The sequence below is a fragment of the Isoptericola sp. NPDC056134 genome (assembly GCF_042264825.1).
Classification (GTDB): domain Bacteria; phylum Actinomycetota; class Actinomycetes; order Actinomycetales; family Cellulomonadaceae; genus Isoptericola; species Isoptericola nanjingensis.
Genome location: NZ_JBHJVM010000019.1, coordinates 41,556 through 60,810 on the forward strand (window position 1 = coordinate 41,556; position 19,255 = coordinate 60,810).

The 19,255-nt window shown below is 75.7% G+C and carries 19 protein-coding genes; 13 read left to right on the forward strand and 6 right to left on the reverse strand.

Features of this window, described 5'->3' with window-relative positions; all coding sequences use genetic code 11:
* Window position 1 precedes the first annotated feature (1 nt).
* Window positions 2–1,414, reverse strand: a complete 1,413-nt coding sequence (dacB, locus tag ACFCZN_RS16640; protein WP_430557479.1) for a D-alanyl-D-alanine carboxypeptidase/D-alanyl-D-alanine-endopeptidase — start codon at window positions 1,412–1,414, stop codon at window positions 2–4.
* A gap of 261 nt (window positions 1,415–1,675) precedes the next feature.
* Here dacB and ACFCZN_RS16645 point away from each other — a divergent pair, with 261 nt between their 5' ends.
* Together ACFCZN_RS16645 and ACFCZN_RS16650 are read left to right on the forward strand one after the other, a co-directional pair.
* The gene (locus tag ACFCZN_RS16645; RefSeq protein WP_416344998.1) at window positions 1,676–2,176 is read left to right on the forward strand and encodes an inorganic diphosphatase; all 501 of its coding nucleotides are present in this window, start codon (window positions 1,676–1,678) and stop codon (window positions 2,174–2,176) included.
* Window positions 2,177–2,265: 89 nt separating this feature from the next.
* On the forward strand, window positions 2,266–3,327 hold the full coding sequence (locus ACFCZN_RS16650) for a zinc-binding dehydrogenase (RefSeq protein ID WP_430557480.1): 1,062 nt from the start codon (window positions 2,266–2,268) through the stop codon (window positions 3,325–3,327).
* On the opposite strand, the gene ACFCZN_RS16655 is transcribed toward ACFCZN_RS16650, so the two are convergent.
* Complete coding sequence (locus ACFCZN_RS16655; protein ID WP_430557481.1) at window positions 3,276–4,820, reverse strand: NlpC/P60 family protein; 1,545 nt, start codon at window positions 4,818–4,820, stop codon at window positions 3,276–3,278. The genes ACFCZN_RS16650 and ACFCZN_RS16655 overlap by 52 nt on opposite strands.
* Window positions 4,821–5,161: 341 nt before the next feature.
* Here ACFCZN_RS16655 and ACFCZN_RS16660 point away from each other — a divergent pair, with 341 nt between their 5' ends.
* The 4 genes from ACFCZN_RS16660 (at window position 5,162) to ACFCZN_RS16675 (ending at window position 9,269) form a co-directional block, all read left to right on the forward strand.
* On the forward strand, window positions 5,162–6,583 hold the full coding sequence (locus ACFCZN_RS16660) for a bifunctional o-acetylhomoserine/o-acetylserine sulfhydrylase (protein WP_429766828.1): 1,422 nt from the start codon (window positions 5,162–5,164) through the stop codon (window positions 6,581–6,583).
* Window positions 6,580–7,869: a homoserine O-acetyltransferase gene (locus tag ACFCZN_RS16665; protein WP_430557482.1), complete on the forward strand. Its 1,290-nt coding sequence runs from the start codon at window positions 6,580–6,582 to the stop codon at window positions 7,867–7,869. The genes ACFCZN_RS16660 and ACFCZN_RS16665 overlap by 4 nt, the downstream gene beginning before the upstream one ends.
* 7 nt (window positions 7,870–7,876) lie before the next feature.
* Window positions 7,877–8,719 carry an aldo/keto reductase gene (locus ACFCZN_RS16670; RefSeq protein ID WP_430557483.1) on the forward strand — a complete coding sequence of 281 codons (843 nt, stop codon included), beginning with the start codon at window positions 7,877–7,879 and terminating at the stop codon, window positions 8,717–8,719.
* Between the two features lie 121 nt (window positions 8,720–8,840).
* A complete protein-coding gene (locus tag ACFCZN_RS16675; RefSeq protein WP_429766758.1) occupies window positions 8,841–9,269 on the forward strand; it encodes a VOC family protein in 429 nt (142 codons plus the stop codon).
* Window positions 9,270–9,278: 9 nt separating this feature from the next.
* Here ACFCZN_RS16675 and ACFCZN_RS16680 read toward each other — a convergent pair whose 3' ends face one another.
* Window positions 9,279–10,220 (reverse strand): hypothetical protein, encoded by a 942-nt coding sequence (locus ACFCZN_RS16680; RefSeq protein WP_430557484.1) that lies wholly within the window; start codon window positions 10,218–10,220, stop codon window positions 9,279–9,281.
* Between the two features lie 90 nt (window positions 10,221–10,310).
* Between ACFCZN_RS16680 and ACFCZN_RS16685 the strand changes: the two genes are divergently transcribed.
* Window positions 10,311–11,270: a zinc-binding dehydrogenase gene (locus tag ACFCZN_RS16685; RefSeq protein WP_429766756.1), complete on the forward strand. Its 960-nt coding sequence runs from the start codon at window positions 10,311–10,313 to the stop codon at window positions 11,268–11,270.
* An 82-nt stretch (window positions 11,271–11,352) separates the two neighbouring features.
* Here the strand turns inward: ACFCZN_RS16685 and ACFCZN_RS16690 are convergent, their stop codons facing one another.
* Together ACFCZN_RS16690 and ACFCZN_RS16695 are read right to left on the reverse strand one after the other, a co-directional pair.
* Window positions 11,353–13,038, reverse strand: coding sequence for a hypothetical protein (locus ACFCZN_RS16690; protein ID WP_430557485.1), 1,686 nt, complete (start codon window positions 13,036–13,038; stop codon window positions 11,353–11,355).
* Window positions 13,039–13,190: 152 nt separating this feature from the next.
* Window positions 13,191–13,508: an MTH1187 family thiamine-binding protein gene (locus ACFCZN_RS16695; protein ID WP_429733876.1), complete on the reverse strand. Its 318-nt coding sequence runs from the start codon at window positions 13,506–13,508 to the stop codon at window positions 13,191–13,193.
* A gap of 61 nt (window positions 13,509–13,569) precedes the next feature.
* Here ACFCZN_RS16695 and cofD point away from each other — a divergent pair, with 61 nt between their 5' ends.
* Genes cofD through ACFCZN_RS16710 form a run of 3 tightly spaced genes read left to right on the forward strand, consistent with a single transcriptional unit; the run spans window position 13,570 to window position 15,655 of the window.
* Entirely contained in the window at window positions 13,570–14,520 is a 951-nt protein-coding gene (cofD, locus tag ACFCZN_RS16700; RefSeq protein WP_430557486.1) for a 2-phospho-L-lactate transferase, read from the forward strand.
* Window positions 14,517–15,275: a 2-phospho-L-lactate guanylyltransferase gene (gene cofC / locus ACFCZN_RS16705; RefSeq protein WP_430557487.1), complete on the forward strand. Its 759-nt coding sequence runs from the start codon at window positions 14,517–14,519 to the stop codon at window positions 15,273–15,275. The genes cofD and cofC overlap by 4 nt, the downstream gene beginning before the upstream one ends.
* A 38-nt stretch (window positions 15,276–15,313) precedes the next feature.
* Window positions 15,314–15,655: a cupin domain-containing protein gene (locus ACFCZN_RS16710; RefSeq protein ID WP_429766749.1), complete on the forward strand. Its 342-nt coding sequence runs from the start codon at window positions 15,314–15,316 to the stop codon at window positions 15,653–15,655.
* Between the two features lie 32 nt (window positions 15,656–15,687).
* On the opposite strand, the gene ACFCZN_RS16715 is transcribed toward ACFCZN_RS16710, so the two are convergent.
* Window positions 15,688–16,668: an aldo/keto reductase gene (locus tag ACFCZN_RS16715; protein ID WP_430557488.1), complete on the reverse strand. Its 981-nt coding sequence runs from the start codon at window positions 16,666–16,668 to the stop codon at window positions 15,688–15,690.
* 91 nt (window positions 16,669–16,759) lie between these two features.
* On the opposite strand from ACFCZN_RS16715, the gene ACFCZN_RS16720 reads away from it, so the two are divergent.
* The 3 genes from ACFCZN_RS16720 (at window position 16,760) to ACFCZN_RS16730 (ending at window position 19,239) form a co-directional block, all read left to right on the forward strand.
* Entirely contained in the window at window positions 16,760–18,235 is a 1,476-nt protein-coding gene (locus tag ACFCZN_RS16720) for a PLP-dependent aminotransferase family protein (protein ID WP_430557489.1), read from the forward strand.
* A gap of 70 nt (window positions 18,236–18,305) precedes the next feature.
* The gene (locus ACFCZN_RS16725; RefSeq protein ID WP_430557490.1) at window positions 18,306–18,746 is read left to right on the forward strand and encodes an ATP-binding protein; all 441 of its coding nucleotides are present in this window, start codon (window positions 18,306–18,308) and stop codon (window positions 18,744–18,746) included.
* A gap of 136 nt (window positions 18,747–18,882) precedes the next feature.
* Window positions 18,883–19,239 carry a DUF4143 domain-containing protein gene (locus tag ACFCZN_RS16730; RefSeq protein WP_430557491.1) on the forward strand — a complete coding sequence of 119 codons (357 nt, stop codon included), beginning with the start codon at window positions 18,883–18,885 and terminating at the stop codon, window positions 19,237–19,239.
* Window positions 19,240–19,255: the final 16 nt, after the last annotated feature.

Genomic DNA, 19,255 nt, shown 5'->3' on the forward strand with positions numbered 1-19,255 from the left:
CCTACCGGCAGCCGCAGTCGGCGAGCTTCCCCGCGAAGTCGTCGAAGATCACCCGCGCGCCGGCGGAACCGCCCTCGGGCACCTTGTCCGCGAGCGTCACGAACACCAGGAGCCGGTCGTCGGCCGTGACGACGGTGCCGGCCAGGCCCGTGACCTTCGGCAGGCTCCCCGTCTTGCCGTTGACGTAGCCACGGCCGGGGTTCGACGTCGGGTAGCGGTCGTGCAGGGTGCCGTTCAGGCCCGCGACGGCGAGGCCGTCGGCGACGTCGCGCAGCTCGGGGTGGTCGGGGTCCACGGCGAGCGTCAGCACCGCGGCGAGCTGGCTGGGCGTCGCCCGCGACCCGCGACCCAGGCCGGACAGGTCCACGAGCCTGGCGCCGTCCATGTCGACGCCGAGCTCCTCGACCTGCGCGGTCACGGCCTGGATCGCGGCCGTGCCGGTGCCGGGCTCGCCGGCGTCGAGCGCCACGATGCGGCCCACGACCTCCGTGATGGTGTTGTCCGAGCGGCGCAGCATGTCGCCGACGACGTCGCGCAGCGGCGCGGACTCCACCCGGCCGACCTCGCGCGCCGACGACGGCGCCTCCTCGCGGGAGACCTCGCCGCGCACGGCGACGCCCCGCTTCTCCAACGCCTTCGCGAACGTGCGTGCGGCCGCCATCGCCGGATCCTTCTCGCGCGGCGCGTACTCCTCGTCCGTGGTGCGTGCGACGTCGACGGCGAGGGCGGCGACCGGGGCGGTGTAGCCGTCCCTGACGTCCGCGGCGGGCACGTCGGCGGGCACGGCCGGGCCCGAGAACAGCGTGTCGTCCAGGCCGAGGGTCACCGTGTCCTGCCCGGCGTCCAGCACCTGCGCGGCCACCTGGTCCGCGAGGTCGCCCAGGCCGGCACGGCCGTTCACCGCGTCGGGGTCGCCGGAGCCGGCCGCGAGCATCATGTCGCCGCCGCCCACCAGCACGAGGCGCGTCTCGTCGTCGAGCACCGCCGTCGTCGGGAGCGTCGTGTCGCCGCCCGGGCCGGCGAGCGCGGCCACGGCCGTGAAGAGCTTCTGCGTGGAGGCGGGGATCATCGGCCGGTCCGGGGCGGCCGCGCCGAGCGTCTCGCCGGACGCGGCGTCGACGACGACGGCGCCGACCCGCTTGCCCAGGCGGTCGTCCTTCGTCAGCCCGGTGACGAGCTTGCCGACGGCGGACGCCGCGGGCTCCGGCGCGTCGGAGGGCAGGTCGGGCAGCGAGCGCTCGGGGGTCGGGCCGGTGGTGGCGCCGGGTGCCGTCGGGAAGGGGGCCGCCGGTGCGGGCGGGGGCGCCGTGGTGAGCATGCCCGGGACGACGTCGAGGGCGTCCGCCACGAGATAGCCGCTGAAGAGCACGACCACTGTCGTGACGGTGGCGCCGACGCTGGCCCGCCACCCCATGTCGTCCTCCCGCGCCCCGTGAGTCGTCCGTGAGTCGTCCGTGAGTCGTCCGTGAGTCGTCCGTGAGCATCGTCACAGCCCGGACCCCGTGGCGCGCTCCGTGCGTATCTTCCCACGTCCGTCCGCGGTTCGACGCCGCCGCACCGGACCGGGCGGGCGTGCCCGCGCATGGCACACTTTGACAGGGCGTCCGCACCGAGCATGCCCGCAGCGAGCATGTCCGAAGCATCTCCCCGAGCACGTCCCGAGCATGGAGGAACAGTGGAGTTCGACGTCACGATCGAGATCCCGAAGGGCCAGCGGAACAAGTACGAGGTCGACCACGAGACCGGTCGCATCCGCCTCGACCGCATGCTCTTCACCTCGACCCGCTACCCGGACGACTACGGGTTCATCGAGGGCACCCTCGGCGAGGACGGCGACCCGCTGGACGCGCTCGTGCTGCTGGAGGAGCCCACGTTCCCCGGCTGCCTGATCCGCTGCCGCGCCCTCGGCATGTTCCGCATGCGCGACGAGGCCGGCGGCGACGACAAGGTGCTCTGCGTGCCGCTCGGTGACCAGCGCGCCGCGTGGCGGCAGGACATCGACGACGTCTCCGACTTCCACCGCCTGGAGATCCAGCACTTCTTCGAGGTCTACAAGGACCTCGAGCCCGGCAAGTCCGTCGAGGGCGCCCACTGGGTGGGCCGCGCCGACGCCGAGGCCGAGATCGAGCGCTCCTTCCAGCGCGCCAAGGACACCGGCTACTACGACGGTCACTGACCGCCCGGCCCCGCGACGGCGCCGCACCCCACCGGGGGTGCGGCGCCGTCGTCGTCCCCGGACCGTGCGGAGGCGTCTACCGTGAACCCATGCGTGCAGCCGTCATCCACGGGCCCCGCGACGTCCGCGTCGAGGACCGCCCGGACCCGAAGATCCTCACCCCGGGCGACGCGGTGGTCCGCGTCGTCGCCGCCTGCGTGTGCGGCTCCGACCTGTGGCCGTACCGCGGCGTCACGACCGTGAAGCGGCCGCGCCCCATCGGCCACGAGCTGGTGGGCGTGGTCGAGGAGCTCGGCGCCGACGTGACGTCGGCGCGGGTCGGCGACTTCGTGATCCTGCCGTTCACCATGAGCTGCGGCGAGTGCCAGGCCTGCCGGGCGGGCTACCCCGCGGCCTGCGACCTCGTCACCGGCTTCGGCTCCACCGACCGCTGGGGGAACCCGGTCGACGGCGCCCAGGGCGAGCGCGTGCGCATCCCGCTCGCGCAGCACTCCCTCTTCCCCGTGGGCCGGCCGGAGGCCGAGCTCGAGGCCGCGGGGCTGGTGCCGCACCTGCTCACCCTCGCCGACGTCATGTCCACCGGGTACCACGCGGCGTTCTCCGCGGGCGTCTCCGCGGGCGACACCGTCGTCGTGGTCGGCGACGGCGCCGTCGGGCTGTCCGGCGTGATCGGCGCGCGCCTCCTGGGCGCGGAGCGGATCGTCGCCATGAGCCGCCACGACGACCGGGCCGCCCTGGCCCGCGAGTTCGGCGCCACCGACGTCGTCGCCGAGCGCGGCGAGGAGGGCCTCGCGGCCGTCCGCGACCTGCTCGGCGGCGACCTGGCGGACGCGGCGCTCGAGTGCGTCGGCACCAAGCAGTCGATGGACACCGCGCTCGACGTCGTGCGCGGCGGCGGCCGCGTCGGCTTCGTCGGGGTCCCGAACGGCGGCCCCGAGCTGAGCGTGCGGCGCCTGTTCGACCGCAACGTCACCATCGGCGGCGGTATGGCGTCCGCCCGCCGTTACATGGAGACGCTGCTGCCCGAGGTCCTGTCCGGGGCGATCGTGCCCGGCAAGGTCTTCGACCTGGAGCTGCCGCTCGCCGACGTCGCCGAGGCCTACGCCGCGATGGACGAGCGCCGCGCCACCAAGGTGCTGCTGCGCCCCTGACCCCCACCGTTGTGGGGGGGGGTTTTGTCCCGAGCCTCGAAAAAGCGGGGGCAGAAGCACGCTCCCAACAACCCCAGGAGGACAGGATACGGCATGACCTCGTCCCAGCGGACCGGGGTCTCGCGGACGTCGATGCCGGGGCGCGGGGCCTCGACCATCATCCCGCCGCCGGCGTAGATCGCCACGTGCCGGATGGTCGACGGGTCGGACGTGTCGTTGGCGTAGAAGATCAGGTCGCCGGGGCGCATCCGGTCGTAGGAGACCTTGCCGACCGTGAGGTACTGCGACCGCGACGTGCGGGTGATCCACACGCCCGCCGCGTTCCACGCGCCCGACGTCAGGCCGGAGCAGTCGTAGCCCGGGTTGCCGTCGCCGCCCCACTGGTAGGCCGTGCCGATCTTCGAGCGTGCCCACGCCAGCGCTTCGCGGCCCTGCGCGGCGCTGCCCTGGCCGACGCCGCTGACCGGCGGGGGCTCGGGCCTCGGGTCCGGCTTCGGGTCGGGCCGCGGCGCCGGGTCCGGGGCGGGCTCGCGGGTGCGCGTCGGCTGCGGGTCGGGCTCGGGCGCCCGCTCGGCGTCGGCCCGCGCGCCGTCCGTGCCCCCGGACCGCGGGCGCTCGGGTTCCGGTCCGGCCTGCCCGGCGGCGTCCGCCCGGTCGGCGGTCCCGTCGGACGCGCCCGACGAACCGCCCGACGACGAGGCGTCCTCGGCACGGTCCCGCGCGGCGGCCTCGCGCGCGGCGACGACCTTCTCCTGACGGTCGGCCTCGCGCTGCCGCTCGAGCTCCACGCTGGTGCTGCGCAGGTCGGCCAGCCGCGTGAACAGGCGGTCGCGCTCGCCCTCGGCCGCGGCGGTGCGGGCGGTGAGGTCGTCGGCCGCGCGCCGCGCGGTGGCGAAGGCGGCCTCGGCCGCCGCGCTGGCCTCCTGCTGCGCGTCGCGGGCGGCCTGCCAGCGGGCGTCGGCGTTGCGCGCCGCGGAACGCACGTCCGCCTGCCGGGCGAGCGCGCCCGCGACCTTCCGGTCCACCGCGCGCTGCGCGGCCTCGGTCGACACGACGTCGCCGACCTCGCGCGCCCCGGTGACGACGTCGAGCGGCCCGAGACCGTTCTCGTTCGCGCGCGCCGTGGTGCGGTACGCCTCCGCGAGCGTCCCCCGGGCATCGTCCTCGGCCTGCTGGGCGCGGTCGGCCCGCTCGCGCGCCTCCGCCGTCCCGCGCTTCGCGGCGGCGAGCGCCTCGCGGGCCTCCGCGTAGTCCTCGGCGGCGGTCTGGACCGCCGCCTCGGCCCGCCCGAGCTCGGCGCGGATCGCGTCCAGCCGCGCCTGGGCGCCGGTGACGTCGAGGGCGGCGGCGTCCGCCGCGGCGTGCGCGGCCGCGACGTCGTCGTCGGACGGGGGCTCCGCCCACGCGACCCCGCCGGCGACGACGGGCGTGCAGGCGAGCAGCACGACGACGGTCCACGACGTGACCCTGGCGGCACGGCGGGTGCGAGGCATGGTCTGCTCCTCCGTGGGCTGACGCGCCGGCGGGCGCGCTCCGGGCAACCTCGCCCAGACTCACCCCGGCCGGCCAGGAGCGCCACCGGAGAGTGCGCGCAGGACACGCCAGGCAAGCCGACACGCCGTCCATATTCTGGTCCCGAATGGCGAGACACGGGTGCCGCGCGCTACGCCGCCGGGCTACGGTCGTCCGCATGACCCGTCGAATGTGCCGCTGACCACCGCGCACGTTCGCCTGCCTGCGGCCGCTCGTCGACCCAGCCATCCGCTCCGCGTGCGCAGCCGACCGCCGCGGCCCGCCCCAGACGCGCAGGCCTCCTGGTTCCCGCCGCGGCCCGATCACCGCCGACCGAGCCCGAACCGCGCCCGACACCGCCCAGGAGCACGTCATGACCTCCAGCTGGACCTTCGAGACCCGCCAGATCCACGCCGGCCAGACCCCGGACCCCGTCACCGGGGCCCGCGCGCTGCCGATCTACCAGACCACCTCGTTCGAGTTCCCCAGCGCCGACGTCGCCGCCGACCGCTTCGCGCTCGCCGACCTCGGCCCCATCTACACCCGCATCGGCAACCCCACGCAGGAGGCCGTCGAGGCACGCATCGCCGACCTCGAGGGCGGCGTCGGCGCGCTGCTCGTCGCGTCCGGGCAGGCCGCCGAGACGCTCGCGATCCTCAACGTCGCGCAGGCCGGCGACCACGTCGTCGCCAGCCCCAGCCTGTACGGCGGCACCTACAACCTGCTGCGCCACACGCTGCCGAGGCTCGGCATCGAGACGACGTTCGTCGACGACCCGCACGACCCCGAGTCCTGGCGCGCGGCGGCCCGGCCGACCACCAAGGCCTTCTTCGCCGAGACCATCCCCAACCCGCGCGCGGACGTGCTGGACATCGCCGCCGTCTCGACCGTCGCCCACGAGGTGGGCGTGCCGCTCATCGTGGACAACACGATCGCCACCCCGTACCTGGTGCGCCCGATCGAGCACGGCGCGGACGTCGTCGTGCACTCGGCCACGAAGTACCTCGGCGGGCACGGCGCGGCCATCGGCGGCGTCATCGTCGACGGAGGCACCTTCGACTACGCCGCGCAGCCCGAGCGCTTCCCCGGCTTCAACCAGCCGGACGAGAGCTACCACGGCCTCGTCTACGCCCGCGACCTCGGCGTGGGCTCCGCGCTCGGCGCCAACCTCGCGTTCGTGCTCAAGGCGCGCGTCCAGCTGCTGCGCGACCTCGGCCCCGCCGTCGCCCCGTTCAACGCCTTCCTGCTCGCGCAGGGCCTCGAGACCCTGTCGCTGCGCGTGGAGCGGCACGTCGCCAACGCGCAGACCGTGGCCGAGTGGCTCGAGGGGCGCGCCGACGTGCGCCTCGTGCACTACGCCGGCCTCCCCTCGTCGCCGTGGCACGAGAACGCCCGGAAGTACGCGCCGAAGGGCGCCGGCGCGGTGATCGCGTTCGAGCTCGACGTCGCCGACCCGGAGCTCGCGAACGCCGCGGGCCGCGCGTTCGTCTCGGCGCTGCAGCTGCACTCGCACGTCGCGAACATCGGCGACGTGCGGTCGCTGGTCATCCACCCGGCGTCGACCACCCACGCGCAGCTCACCCCGGAGGCGCAGGCGCAGTCCGGCGTGACGCCGGCCCTGGTGCGGCTCGCGGTCGGCCTCGAGGGGATCCAGGACATCCTCGCCGACCTCGAGCTCGGCTTCGCCGCGGCGGCGGACGTGGTCGCGGGCGGCACGACGTCGGACGACGAGGCCGCCGCGTGACCGCGGTGCCCGGCCCGTCCGCGCGGTGCGGCGGCGGCGTCGCCGCCACCGTGCCGTCGGTGGGCGGCCGCCACCAGGCCGCCCCCACCGTCCGCCCCACGCCGGTCTCGCGGGACCGCGTCAAGCCGCCGGTGCCGGCCACCGGCGCGTGGCGCGAGGGCGACCCGGCCGCCGACCGGGCGTTCGTCGACGTCGGCGCGGTCGAGCTCGAGGCGGGCGGCGTGCTGCCCGACGTGCGGGTGGCCTACGAGACGTGGGGCGAGCTGGCCCCCGACGGCACCAACGCCGTCCTCGTGCTGCACGCGCTGACCGGCGACGCGCACGTCACCGGCCCCGCCGGGCCGGGGCAGCCGACCGCCGGCTGGTGGGCCGACATGATCGGCCCCGGCGCGCCCATCGACACCGACCGGTACTTCGTCGTCGCGCCCAACGTGCTGGGCGGCTGCCAGGGCACCACGGGGCCGGCGTCCACCGCCCCCGACGGGCGGCCGTGGGGCGGGCGCTTCCCCCGCATCACCACGCGCGACCAGGTGGCCGCGGAGATCGAGCTCGCCCGGCAGCTCGGCGTCGAGCGCTGGTCGCTGGTCGTCGGGGCGTCGATGGGCGGGCTCCGCGTGCTGGAGTGGGCGCTGCTCGGCCCCGAGGCCGGGATCGCGGTGGACGGCATCGCCGCCATCGCGACGACGGCGCAGACGTCGGGCGACCAGATCGCGTGGGCGCACCCGCAGCTCGGCGCGATCCGGGCGGACCCGCGCTGGCGCGGCGGCGACTACTACGACGCCGCCGACGGCGACGGCCCGGACACCGGGCTCGCCATCGCCCGTCAGATCGCGCACACGACGTACCGGACGGCGGCCGAGCTCGACGTCCGGTTCGGGCGGCTGCCCCAGGGCGGCGAGGACCCGCTCGAGGACGGCCGGTACGCCGTGCAGTCGTACCTCGACCACCACGGGGACAAGCTCGCCCGGCGCTTCGACGCCAACTCCTACCTCGTGCTCACCGAGTCGATGCTGAGCCACGACCTGGGCCGCGACCGCGGCGGCGTCGAGTCGGCGCTGTCGCAGATCACGGCCCGCGCGCTGGTCGTGGCGGTGGACTCCGACCGGCTGTTCCCGCCGGAGCAGGCGGGCCGCATCGCCGCCTGGGTGCCGGGGGCGGAACCGCTGCGCATCGTCACGTCCGACTTCGGCCACGACGGCTTCCTCATCGAGTTCGACCAGCTCGGGCCCATCGTCGCCGACTTCCTCGCCGGCGCGAGCGTCGAGGAGGACGAGGCCGGGGCATGATCGGCGTATGACCACCACCGTCACGCTGCCCGACGGTCGCGCGGTCCCCGCGCTGGGCCAGGGCACCTGGTTCCTCGGCGAGACGCCGTCCCGCCGCGCCGACGAGCTGGCCGCGCTGCGCACCGGCCTCGATCTGGGCCTCACCCTGATCGACACGGCCGAGATGTACGGCGAGGGCGCGGCCGAGGAGCTGGTGGGCGAGGCCGTCGCCGGACGACGCGACGACGTCGTCCTGGTCAGCAAGGTGTACCCGTGGAACGCCGACGCCCGCGGCACGGTCGCGGCGTGCCGGGCCAGCCTGCGCCGCCTCGGCACCGACCGGCTCGACCTCTACCTGCTGCACTGGCGCGGCGGGGTGCCGCTGGCGGAGACGGCGGCCGCCCTCGACGCGCTGGTGCAGGCGGGCGACGTGCTCGGCTGGGGCGTCAGCAACCTCGACGTCGACGACCTGCGCGAGCTCGACGGCGTCGCCGGCGGGCTGGGCAGCGCGTGCCAGACCGACCAGGTGCTCTACAACCTGTCCCGGCGTGGGCCGGAGCACGACCTGCTCCCCATCCTCCGGGAGCGCGGCCTCGCGGCCATGGCCTACTCGCCGGTGGAGCAGGGGCGCATCCTCGGCGACCCCGCGCTGCGGAAGGTCGCCCGGCGGCACGGCGCCACCCCGGCGCAGGTCGCGCTCGCGTGGGTGCTGGCGGGAGAGGGCGTCGTCGCGATCCCGCGGTCCGGGTCCGCCGCGCACGTGCGCGAGAACGCCGCGGCTCGCGACCTTCGCCTCGGGGCCGAGGACCTCGCCGAGCTCGACGCCGCCTTCCCGCCGCCCAGCGGCCCCGTGCCGCTCGACATGCTCTGAGGGGACCCGCCGCCGGCCCGCGGTGCCCGCCGCCCGCGCGTGTGTCAGGGGCCGTGCCTAGCGTGGTGACCGGCCGCCGACCCGCGCGGCCAGCCACCCCGCAGCGCTGCTGGAGGCCCCCATGGTCCGGCTCAACCCGTATCTCAGCTTCAAGAACCAGGCCCGCGAGGCCCTCGAGTTCTACCGGTCGGTGCTCGGCGGCGAGCTCGACGTCAGCACGTTCGGCGGGATGCCGGCCGACTCGGGCATGCCGATCGCGGACTCCGACAAGGACCTCGTCATGCACGGCCAGCTCGAGACGCCGTCCGGCCTCACGCTCATGGCCGCCGACACCGGCTCGATGATGCCGTACGTCGCACCCACCAGCGGCGTCACCGTCGCGCTGACCGGCGGGCCGGAGGACTACGACTACGTCGCGGGCGCGTACGCGAAGCTGGCCGAGGGCGGCAGCGACGCGATGCCGTTCGACAAGGCGCCGTGGGGCGACTTCTACGGCCAGGTGACCGACCGGTACGGCATCACCTGGATGTTCGACGTCGGCGCCCCCTGACGGCGACCGTCACGCGACGAGCAGGCTCTCCCGCCGGGCGGCGAGCGCCGCGATCTCCGCCTCGGCTGCCGCGGACCGCTCGGCGAGGCGCTGCCGGACCCCGTGGACGGCGCGGCTCGCCGCCGCGACGCGGTCGCGCGCCTCGGCGATCCGGTTCCGCACCGACCAGTCGGTGAAGATGTTGTCGAACCAGACGTCGAGCGTGCGGGTGAGCCCGTCGACGCCGACCCCGCCGACCCCCTGCTCGCCGAGGTCGCCCAGCTCGACGGTGAGGTGCCGCAGCGCCCCGTCCGCCTCACGCAGCAGGCCCGCGGCGCGGTCCATCTTGTCGTGCTTGACCATGCTCGCGAGCATGCCGCCGTCGAAGAACGTGTCGTAGGTGGACCAGCCGTCGGCGCCGCGGAGCTCGACCTCCGCCGCGGCCAGCGCCCGCGCGGCCCGCTCGGCGGCCGCCTGGGCCTGATCGATCTCGACCTGCTGGGCACGCCACCCGCCCACCTGCTCGGCCACCGCGGCCAGCTCGGCCGCCCCGGGGCCGCCCGCGCCGTGCACCCACTCCTCCTTCGCCGCGAGCGCGGTGCGCCACCGGGCCCGCACGTCGCCGAGCGCCGCCAGACCGGCGTCGACGGCGCGCACCTCGCGCTCCGCGGCGTCCCGCCGCGCCTCCGCCGTCGCGGCGACGTACTCCGCGGCCTGCTGCTCGGCGCGCTCGGCGTCGAGGCGCTGCGCGCGGTCGCCGCGCAGCCCCGCCCACACGCGCGCGAGGCTCAGGGACTCCAGCCGCGCGACGTCGGCCGCCTCGTCGGCGAGCGAGGCCCGCGCGTCCGCCAGAGCCTCCTCCGCCGCGGCGAGCTCCCGGCCCGCGACCTGACGCCGCGCCGACTGCTGCGCGTGCTCGACGACGGCCGCGCGCGCCGCGGCCAGCTCTTCCTCGACCCCACCGGTAGGCATGGCGGACAACCTAGGGCATCTCCGGCCCCGACCTCCAGGTCGGTCCGCGCGGGCCGACCACCAGGAGGGCGGGACAGTAGGTTGGGACGCATGCTCGCCGCCACCGTCGCCCGGTTCTCGCCCGACTCCCCCCTCGACGGCCTCGAGGTGGGTGAACGCCCCGAGCCCGAGCCGCGGGAGAACTGGACCACCGTGCGGGTGCGCGCCGCGACGCTCAATCACCACGACCTGTGGTCGCTGCGCGGCGTGGGCCTGCGGCCCGAGCAGCTCCCGATGATCCTCGGCACCGACGCCGCGGGCACGGCCGCGGACGGCACGCCGGTGCTCCTGCACGGCGTGATCGGGGCCGACGGGCACGGCGTCGGGCCCACCGAGCGACGCACGCTGCTGTCGGAGCACTACCCGGGCACGCTGGCGGAGTACGTCGCGGTGCCGACCCACAACCTGGTGCCCCTCCCCGACGACCTGTCGTCGGAGGAGGCCGCGTGCCTCCCGACCGCCTGGCTCACCGCCTACCGGATGCTGTTCGGCGCCGCCGGCCTCGCCCCCGGCGACCGGGTGCTGGTGCAGGGGGCGGGCGGCGGCGTCGCCTCCGCGGCGATCGTGCTCGGCGCCGCGGCCGGCCTGGAGGTGACGGTGACCTCGCGCTCCGCGGAGCGCCGGGAGCGCGCGCTGGAGCTGGGCGCGGCGCACGCCGTCGAGACGGGCGCCCGCGTGCCGGCCCGTGTGGACGCGGTGATCGAGTCCGTCGGTCAGGCCACCTGGGCGCACTCGGTGCGCTCCGTGCGGCCGGGCGGCACGATCGTCGTCTGCGGCGCGACGTCGGGCGACGCCCCGCCCGCCGAGCTGACCCGCGTCTTCTTCAACGAGATCCGGGTGCAGGGCGTGACGATGGGTTCGCGCGACGACCTGGCCGCGCTGACCCGGTTCGTCGCCCGCACCGGCGTGCGGCCCGTCATCGACTCCGTGGTGCCGCTCGCGCGGGTCGGCGAGGGGCTGGCGCGTCTCGCGGCCGGCGAGCAGACCGGCAAGATCGTCGTCCTGCCCTGACCCCGCCCTGTTGTGAGCGTGATCTTGGCCCTGTTTCGCAACCGAAACAGGGCCAACGTCACGCTCACAACAGCCCCCAGGCTCAGGCGAAGCGGTGCCGGAAGGCGTCCATCAGGGTCGGGCCCTCGGCGCCGAGGCGCCAGACGCTCCACCCGTCGGCGGTGGGCGAGCCCGAGGCGGCGGACGCCGCGTGGTCCGGGTGCCAGTAGCGTGAGCCGTCGGCGAGCTGGATGGCGCCGTCCTGGTGCAGCACGGCCTCGAAGTACTGGCGGCGTCGCGGGCGCGACCAGACGATCGTCGTCGGGTGCACCAGCGTGCCGGCCAGGGCGACGAGGTCCGGGTCCACCTCGTCGTCGCCCGCGGCGGGCGGCGCCCACGACCCGGACGCCGCGAGCGGCTCCGGCGGCGGCGGGACGGGCGACGTGAGCGGGTCGTAGCCGTGGTCGTGCGGCGCGGGCGTCCAGCCGAGCTCCAACGGGTCCGACGGCGGCGTGCGCAGACGCGGCGGCTCGAGCGGCGGCACCTGCAGGCGGGGGAGGTCGTCCTCGACGCCGGACCAGCGCGGCTCCGGCACCGGCAGGTCGAACGCGGGAGCGGCGACCTCCGCGAACGCCTGACCGAAGTCCTGCCGACCGACGTCCTGCCGACCGAAGTCCTGCCGACCGAGGTCCGGCGACGGCACGTCGAGCTCCGGTCGCGACGTGAAGCGGTCCGAGCGCGAGCGGCGGCGCGGGGCCCCGTCGGGGAGCGGCGGCCGCTCGCGGGTGATGTCGCGGTCGTCGTCGAGACCCGTTGCGCGGCTCGGGGCGGGCGCCGGGATCGGCGACGAGGACGGCGGAGGCACGGGAGCGTGCGGGGCCGGCACGGGCGGCAGGGGCTCGGCGGCCGGGACGGGTAGCGGGCCTCCGGGGAGCGCGGCATCCGACGGGCCGGCCTCGGCCGACCGCGGGCGCGCGGCCCGGCGGCGGGTCCGCGACGGCGGGGCCGCCGACTCCGCCCTGTCGCGAGGCGCCTGCACCGTGGCGGGCATCTTCCCGCCCAGCGCGAGCCCGACGGCCACGCCCTCGGCGAAGGTCTCGGGGTCGACGCGGTCGGGCGCGTCGGACGCCCGCGCGGCGTCGTCGTCGGACGCGGCGACGGTGTCCGTCGGCGCCGCCGGGGCGGCGGGCGCGGACAGGCTCGGGGCCGACGGCGCGGACGCGGGGTGGATCACCAGCGGCGAGACGTCCACGAAGCGGCGCCCGTCCGCGCTGTGCACCACGCCCATCTTCAGCACCTCGACGGGCATGGTGGGCTGACGCAGGAAGTCGACGGCGTTGAGGATCTCCTCGCTCGCCTCCTGGCAGATGACGATGAGCCGCGCGCTGCTGCGGCCCGGCTGCGACCGGGTGATGGGCACGCTGTCGTAGAACGCCGCGACGTCGCGGTGGAACGCCGACGGCCCGCCGTGGTACCGCTCGGCGAGGGCGCCGCGCGTCAGTCGGCCGGCGGCTCCGGCGTGGTCCAGCGCGCGGGTGAGGGCGGCGCGGTCGAGGTCGGCGACGAGCTCGACGACGACGGGCGAGCCGGTCGCGTCGAGGGCGAGCAGGTGCGGCTCGTCCGGGCCGACGCCGGGACTCACCGGGAAGATCTGCTCGCCGAGCAGGCCGTCGATATGGCTGTCCACCACCCGGTGGGCGGTGGTCCCGACCCCCTGCGCGCTTGCTGCGGGCGACCGGTCGGACTGGACGAGGAGGGGCCTCTGGGCATCGACCTCGAACAGGGGCATTGCACACCACTCCTGGATCGGACCCGACCCCGGCGGCCGGATCCCGGGGCAAGCCTAAGGCCCTTGCGGCGTGGCGTGTACCACAGCGGGCTCCCAGGCGCGCGTCGGCGCAACAGGCCGCCCGCGGAGAGGTCCGGCGACGTGCCGCGGGGCTACGCGTGCCCGGTGCCGCCGTCGTCGGCGAGCCGCTCCTCGACGCGCGCGACCTTCGCGTCCAGCTGCCCGGTGTACCCGGGCCGGATGTCCGCCTTGAGCACCAGCGACACCCGGTGCCCGCCCGCGCCCACCGCCTCCGTGGCGCGCTGGATCACCGGCATCACCTCGTCCCAGTCCCCCTCGATCTCGGTGAACATCGCGGTGGTGCGGGTGGGGAGCCCGGACTCGCGGACGATGCGGACGGCGGCGGCGACGGAGTCCGCGACGGACTCGCCCGCGCCGAGCGGGGCGACGGAGAAAGCGAAGACGGCCATGCCCCCATCCTGCACGTCCACCTCCGCCCACGTCGGTCCACGAGGACCGTAGGCTCGTCGGGTGAGCACACGCGTCACCCTTCTCGCCGGCGGGGTCGGCGGCGCCCGCCTGGCGCACGGCCTCGCCCTCGCCCTGCCCGACGACGGCGCCCCGGCGCCCGACGGCGGCCTCACCGTCGTCGTGAACGTCGGCGACGACACCGAGCGGCACGGCCTGCTCGTCTCCCCCGACCTCGACACGGTCATGTACACGCTCGCCGGCCTGAACGACGAGACCCGCGGCTGGGGGCTGACCGACGAGACGTACACGACGCTCGACCAGCTCGCCCGGCTCGGCGAGGACACGTGGTTCACGCTGGGCGACCGGGACCTCGCCACGCACGTGGTGCGCACGGCCGCGCTGCGCGAGGGGCAGCCGCTGCACGCCGTCACGGCCCGGCTCGCGGCGTCGCTGGGCGTGCACGCCCGCCTGCTGCCGGTGACCGACGACCGGCTGCGCACGCTCGTCGACACGCCGTCCGGCCGGGTCGCGTTCCAGGAGTACTTCGTGCGGCGGCAGCACGCCGACGCGGTGCTGGGGATCGAGCTCGACGGCGTCGCCACAGCCAGGCCCGCGCCCGGGGTGCTCGACGCGATCGCGCGCGCCGACCTGCTCGTGGTCGCGCCGTCCAACCCGTTCCTGTCGGTGGAGCCGGTGCTGGCCGTGCCCGGGGTGCGCGACGCCGTCCTGGCCTCGCCCGCACGGCGCGTGGCCGTGAGCCCGATCGTCGGCGGGCAGGCGATCAAGGGCCCGGCGGCGCAGATCCTCGAGACGCTGGGGCACGAGGTGTCCGCGCTGGGGGTGGCCCGGCTGTACGCGGACCTGGTCGACGTCATGGTCGTGGACGACGCCGACGCCGACCTGGCCGGCCCGATCCGCGAGCTGGGGGTCGAGGTGCTCGTCACCGACACGATCATGGGCGGGGCCGCCGGCCGCGAGCGCCTCGCCCACGACCTGCTCACCCTCGGATGAGCGCACCGGACGGCCCCGCCCCCGTCCGCACGATCGCTCTGGTGCCGCTGCGCGACGGCGTCTCGGGCAAGTCGCGGCTGGCGTCCTCGCTCGACCCGGCCGCGCGACGCCGGCTCGTCGCGGCGCTGGCCCGGCACGTCGTCGCCGTCCTGCTGGCGGCGGACGGCGTCGACCGCGTGCTCGTCGTCACCGCCGACGTGCCGTTCGTCGACCAGACCCTCGCCCCGCTCCGTCGCGGCGGCACGTCGATCTCGACGCGGCAGCTCGAGCTGCCGCGCCGAGCGGAGACTGCCGCGCCGAGCATCGAGGTGGTGCCGCAACCGCCGGGGCGGCCGGGGCTGAACGCGGCGCTCGACGTCGGGCGAGCCGCGGCGCTCGAGCGCGGCGCGGACCGGCTGCTCGTCGCGCACGCCGACCTGCCGCTGCTCACGACCGACGACGTCGCGGCCCTGCTCGCCGCGGGCGCGCCGGCTCCGGACGACGCACGGCGTCGTGCCGCCGCCGTCGTCGCCACCGACCGGCACCTGGCGGGGACCAACCTGCTGGTGCTGCCCGCGGCGCCACCGTTCCGGTTCCGCTTCGGCGAGGCGTCGCGGGCGGCGCACGTCGCCGAGGCCGAGCGCGCGGGGCTACGGCCGGTGGTCGTGCGCCGCCCGGGCACCGCCGTCGACCTCGACACGATCGACGACTGGGGCGAGCTGCCCCGCGCCGTCCGTGACCGGCTGCGGCACGGGCTCGACCTGCCGCTCCCCTGACACCGCTCAGTCCTGCCGGGGACGGCAGTCGACCCGGCATGAGCACCGAGTCGAGCATCGAGCTGATCGAGCAGGCCACGCTGCCGGGCGCGGACTTCGAGGGTTACCTGCACGGGTCCACCGTGTCGGTGATGTTCGAGCGGTTCGACCGGGACGGCGTCGGCCCCCGCCTGCACCGCCACCCCTACACGGAGACGTTCGTCCTCCGCTCGGGGCGGGCTCTGTTCCGGGTGGGCGACGACGAGGTGGTCGCCGTGGGCGGCCAGATCCTCGTCGCCCCCGCCGGGACGCCGCACAAGTTCACGGTGATCGGCCCCGAGGTGTACGAGGCCCTGCACGTGCACGCCAACGACCGGTTCGTCACCGAGTGGCTGGAGTGACCGCGCAGGGCCCCGCCGGTCACCCCTGACGGTCAGACGGCGTCGAGACGCGCACGCACGTCGTCGTCGAGGTCGAGGTCCGCCGCACCCAGCAGCTCGTCGAGCTGCGCGACGCTGCTCGCCCCGACGACCGGGACCACGGGCACGTCGCCGCCGAGGAGCCAGGCGAGCACCACCTGGTGGGGCGTGGCGCCGATCTCGGCCGCGACCTCGCGCAGCACGCGCAGCCGCTCGTGCGTCGTCGGGTGGTCGAAGCCGTCCCACAGCGGCTTGTCGTCGCGCACCAGCGCGCCCTGCATGAGCGGCGAGTAGGCGACGACGGCGAGCGGGTGCTCGGTCGCGGCCGACGCGCCGGCGTAGTCGAGCAGCTCGTACGACGCCCAGTTGTGCCGGCCGACGTCGGGCCGCGGGTACGGGTAGGTGAGCTGCTGCTGCACGAGGCCGTACGGCGCGACGCCCTGGCGACGGGCCTCCTCGCGCGCCTCGACGACGCGGTGCAGCGCGACGTTGGAGATGCCGCCGATCCCGATCAGCCCCTCCGCCTGGAGCTTGCCGAACGCGCCGACGGTCTCGGCGAGCGGGGTGTCGTAGTCGTCGACGTGGCCGTAGTAGGCGTCGATGTGGTCGACACCGAGGTGGCGCAGGCTCTCGCGCGCCTCCCACGCGATGGTCTCCGCGCCGAGCCCCTGGTAGTTCGTCGGCGGCACGTGCTGCAGCGGCAGGTTCGGGTCCTTCTTGGCGGCGCCCACCTTGGTGGCGATGCGCAGCTCGTCACGGTTCCCCCGGGCGGCGAGCCAGCGGCCGATGACGTCCTCGCTGTCGCGGCCCTGGCCGCCGTCCCAGATGGCGTAGTTGTTCGCGGTGTCGAGGAACGTGCCGCCGGCCTCGACGAAGCGGTCGAGGATCGCGAACGACGTCTCCTCGTCGGTCCGGGTGCCGAACCACATGGTGCCGAGGCAGAGCGTGCTGACGTCGAAGGACGTCGTGCCGTCGCCGATGGTGCGGTAGCGCATGGTGTCTCCCTGTCGCGTGACGCCGGGACGGTCCCCCGGCTGACACCCACGACGCTAGATGCCGATCGGTCCGGGTGTACCGTCCAATTTCATGGCAACTACCCAGACCAATCCCGTGCTGGCGTGGGACACCGTCCTCGACCTCGGGGACGACGACGCCCCGCTGGTCGCGCGTGTCGAGCGCGCCGTGCGGGACGCCGTGCACGCGGGCCGGGTCCCCGGCGGGGCGGCGCTGCCGCCGTCGCGCGCCCTCGCGGAGACGCTGGGGGTGTCCCGGTGGGTCGTGACGGAGGTGTACGGCCAGCTCGTCGCGGAGGGGTTCTGCGAGGCCCGCGTCGGGTCGGGCACCCGGATCGCGGCCGGCGCGGCTGCGCACGCCACGCCGAAGCACCCGACGGCGCGCCCGACGTCGTCCGGCGCCGCCCCCGCGCGCCGCGCCCGCCTGGACCTCGCGCCCGGCGTCCCCGACCTGCGGCACGTGCCCCGGGCGGCCTGGCTGCGGGCGCTGCGCGACGCCCTGGCCGACACCCCCGACGCCGATCTGGGCGCCCCGCACCCGGCCGGCCACCCGGCGGCCCGCGGCGCCGTCGTCGCGTACCTGGCGCGTGCCCGCTCCACGTGCGCCGGGCCCGACGACGTCCTCGTGACGCACGGCGCCACCGACGGCATGACCCGCCTCGCCCGCGCGCTGCGCTCCGCCGGCCACCGGGCGATCCTGGTCGAGGACCCGAGCTGGGGGCGGCTGCGCGACGTCGCGCGCGACGCCGGCCTGGTCCCGGTGCCGGTGCCCGTCGACGACCGTGGGGTGGACGTGGCCGCGCTCGCCGCGTCCGCCGTGCGGACCGGCGCCCGCGCCGCGCTGGTCGCGCCGGCGCACCAGTTCCCCACCGGCGTGGCCCTCGCGCCCGAGCGGCGCGACGCGCTCGTGTCGTGGGCGCGCGCCGTCGACGGCCTGGTGGTCGAGGACGACTACGACGCCGAGTTCCGCTACGACCGGCGCCCGGTCGCGGCGCTACAGGGTCACGACCCGGGTCGGGTCGCCCTGCTCGGGTCGCTCAGCAAGACCGTCTCCCCCGCGTTCGGGCTCGGCTGGCTGGTGCTGCCGCCGCGCTGGCGGGAGCGCCTGGGGACGGACGCGGGCGGCCCCGCGCCGTCCACCCTCGACCAGCTCGCGCTCGCCCGGTTCCTCATGGGGGGCGGCTACGAGCGGCACCTGCGGGCCGCCCGCGGCAGGTTCCGCCGCCGTCGTGCCGCCCTGCTCGCCGCGCTCGACGACGCGCTGCCCGGCCTGCCGGTGACGGGCCTGGCGGCCGGGCTGCACGTGGTGCTCGGTCTGCCCGACGGCGTCGCCGCCGCCGACGTCGTCCGCGCGGCCGCGGCGCGCGACGTCGCCGTCGCCGACCTGCGCCGCTACCGCGTCACGGCCGCGGCCCCGGGGTCGGAGGCCCTCGTCGTCGGGTACGGCAACCTCGCCGACGCGCGGGTCGACGAGGCAGTCACGGCGCTCGCCGGGGCGGTGCGGGCCGCGACGACGCCTCGAGACATCGCGGGAGTGCTACCTCATTGAACGTCAGAGTGATACTCGAGAGATCGCAGAAGTGATACTCAGATCATCGCAGAAGTGATATCTATCCACGATGAGCGGCTATACCAGGCGCATGGTCGACAGTCTCCTGCTCGACTCGCTCGACACTTTCGGGGCGGTGATCATCGAGGGGCCCCGCGCCGTGGGCAAGACGACCACCGGGCTTCAGCTCGCCAAGAGCTCCGTCCGCCTCGACTCGTCTCCGGAACTCTCCGGACTGGCTGAGGCGTCCCCTCGAAGCGTCCTCACAGGCGACACGCCACGGCTGATCGACGAATGGCAGCTCGCGCCCACTCTGTGGAACGCCGTCCGGCACGAGGTGGACCAGCGCGGAGCGCCCGGTCAGTTCATCCTCACCGGGTCCGCGACTCCTGCCGACGATGTCACCCGGCACAGCGGCGCAGGACGCTTCCGGCGCGTCACGCTCCGACCGATGTCCCTGGCGGAGAGCGGTGAGGGCACCAATGATGTCGCGCTGTCGGCGATGCCTTGAGCCGTGTCTTCGTCGTCGAGGAGCAGCCCGCCTGGGCACCCCACCTCCGCTCGCGCGTCCGGCTGCGCACCCAGCCGAAGTGGCATTTCGTCGATCCTTCCCTCACCGCCGCCGCTCTCGGCGCCACACGCGCACGTTGCTCGGCGACCTCAACACCCTCGGCCTGCTGTTCGAGTCCCTGTGCATCCGTGACCTACGCGTGTACTCCCAGGCGCTCGGTGAAACCGTCTACCACTACCGCGACGAGGTCGGTCTCGAGGTCGACGCCGTCGTCGAGATCGCAGACGGTCGATGGGCCGCGTTCGAGGTCAAGCTCGGCGGCACAGCGCACATCGACACCGCGGCGGCCCATCTCACCGCGCTCGCGAAGAAGGTCTCGGCCCAGCGCGCCGACCAGCTCACCTCACTGAACGTCCTCACAGCAGGAACCACCAGCTACACACGGCCCGACGGCGTGAACGTGGTTGCCCTCGGCCACCTGGGCGGCGCGTAGGCGTCCCACCGATCCG

What these genes read in the sequence shown, in the direction of transcription:
- ACFCZN_RS16720 (WP_430557489.1), top strand. Translation starts at nt 16,760, where the DNA reads ATGGCAACTACCCAGACCAATCCCGTGCTGGCGTGGGACACCGTCCTC.
- ACFCZN_RS16650 (WP_430557480.1), top strand. Translation starts at nt 2,266, where the DNA reads ATGCGTGCAGCCGTCATCCACGGGCCCCGCGACGTCCGCGTCGAGGAC.
- ACFCZN_RS16690 (WP_430557485.1), bottom strand. Translation starts at nt 13,038, where the DNA reads ATGCCCCTGTTCGAGGTCGATGCCCAGAGGCCCCTCCTCGTCCAGTCC.
- ACFCZN_RS16695 (WP_429733876.1), bottom strand. Translation starts at nt 13,508, where the DNA reads ATGGCCGTCTTCGCTTTCTCCGTCGCCCCGCTCGGCGCGGGCGAGTCC.
- ACFCZN_RS16675 (WP_429766758.1), top strand. Translation starts at nt 8,841, where the DNA reads ATGGTCCGGCTCAACCCGTATCTCAGCTTCAAGAACCAGGCCCGCGAG.
- ACFCZN_RS16680 (WP_430557484.1), bottom strand. Translation starts at nt 10,220, where the DNA reads ATGCCTACCGGTGGGGTCGAGGAAGAGCTGGCCGCGGCGCGCGCGGCC.
- dacB (WP_430557479.1), bottom strand. Translation starts at nt 1,414, where the DNA reads ATGGGGTGGCGGGCCAGCGTCGGCGCCACCGTCACGACAGTGGTCGTG.
- ACFCZN_RS16655 (WP_430557481.1), bottom strand. Translation starts at nt 4,820, where the DNA reads ATGCCTCGCACCCGCCGTGCCGCCAGGGTCACGTCGTGGACCGTCGTC.
- ACFCZN_RS16725 (WP_430557490.1), top strand. Translation starts at nt 18,306, where the DNA reads ATGAGCGGCTATACCAGGCGCATGGTCGACAGTCTCCTGCTCGACTCG.
- ACFCZN_RS16715 (WP_430557488.1), bottom strand. Translation starts at nt 16,668, where the DNA reads ATGCGCTACCGCACCATCGGCGACGGCACGACGTCCTTCGACGTCAGC.
- ACFCZN_RS16670 (WP_430557483.1), top strand. Translation starts at nt 7,877, where the DNA reads ATGACCACCACCGTCACGCTGCCCGACGGTCGCGCGGTCCCCGCGCTG.
- ACFCZN_RS16710 (WP_429766749.1), top strand. Translation starts at nt 15,314, where the DNA reads ATGAGCACCGAGTCGAGCATCGAGCTGATCGAGCAGGCCACGCTGCCG.
- ACFCZN_RS16685 (WP_429766756.1), top strand. Translation starts at nt 10,311, where the DNA reads ATGCTCGCCGCCACCGTCGCCCGGTTCTCGCCCGACTCCCCCCTCGAC.
- cofC (WP_430557487.1), top strand. Translation starts at nt 14,517, where the DNA reads ATGAGCGCACCGGACGGCCCCGCCCCCGTCCGCACGATCGCTCTGGTG.